At 66.4% G+C, this 980-nt stretch carries 2 protein-coding genes; both read left to right on the top strand.

The window, feature by feature from the left end; genetic code table 11:
- Window positions 1-208: 208 nt before the first annotated feature.
- Window positions 209-709 carry a hypothetical protein gene (locus B5G37_RS14615; protein WP_087258978.1) on the top strand — a complete coding sequence of 167 codons (501 nt, stop codon included), beginning with the start codon at window positions 209-211 and terminating at the stop codon, window positions 707-709.
- Window positions 710-726: 17 nt separating this feature from the next.
- Window positions 727-980 (top strand): hypothetical protein (locus B5G37_RS14620; RefSeq protein WP_143483007.1); only part of this gene is annotated, 254 nt, incomplete at its 3' end.

A 980-nucleotide genomic window follows, 5' to 3' on the forward strand; every position in this document is an offset into this window, starting at 1 on the left:
TCCAACGGGGACGCCAGCCTCCTGAGCGGCGCACTGGGCATGGGGTCCATCGGCCTCATCCTCATCGTGGCGGGCCTCATCACGAACATCGTGTTCATGTGCCTGCCGTCCAACCCGGATGGCGCACGCTTCGACTGAACCATACAATAGAAACCACGCGGGCGGCAATGGATCGCCGCCCGCCCCATGGAAAGGACAAGTGATCGAAATGGCGGAACAGAACAACCAGCAGAACGGGTTCGCCCATGTGAAGATACCGGCGGCGTTCCTGCACCCCCACACCATCACCACGGAGGACGGGCGCACCTTCGACAAGGCGTTCGTCCACATCCCGCCGGGCACGAAGGTCAACGGCGTTGACCTGTCCGGCTACTCCTGCGACGTGTTCGTGTCGGACTACATGCGCCAGCAGATGCTCTCCGGCGACCGGGCGCAGGTCACGCTCTCCTTCAAGGCGGACGAGCCGGTGCCCGTGTGGACCGGCAGCCGGGACGACGCGGATCACCCGTACAAGCGTTTCGAGGTGAACCCGTGGGCGCTGGCGAAAGGCATCAAGGAGCAGGTGGAAAGCTACAAGGCGGAGAAGGCCGCCGCGCGTGAGGAACGTGAGGACGGCCTGACCGCCACGGCCAAGGCCAGCCGCGACGCCTCGCAGGCGCTGGCGGGCGACCCGTGGAGCGAATGGCAGGCCCCCGAACCCGCATTGTGACCCGATAGGAGGCCGTCATGAAGGTGGAAGTGCTCTACCGGAGCCACCGGTACGAGGAGTTCGACACGTCCCTGACCTGCCCGGAACCTCACCGGAAGGAGGGCGTGAGCATCCTCACCGACTGGAACCTCTACCTCGGCGACCTGAAGGGGCAGGGCGTGATCCTCGTCCAGCACTGGTACGACGGCACCCCGCCCCAGCAGGGCGAGAACCGGGGCAGCTTCCGGTTCGACGACGGGACCATGGTGACCGCCGCCGTCCGCCGCCCCGG

It is taken from the genome of Pseudoflavonifractor sp. An85, from assembly GCF_002161235.1.
Classification (GTDB): Bacteria; Bacillota; Clostridia; order Oscillospirales; family Oscillospiraceae; genus Enterenecus.

Excerpts from the sequence above, each read along its gene's own strand:
- B5G37_RS14615 (WP_087258978.1), top strand. The coding sequence starts at position 209 with ATGGCGGAACAGAACAACCAGCAGAACGGGTTCGCCCATGTGAAGATA.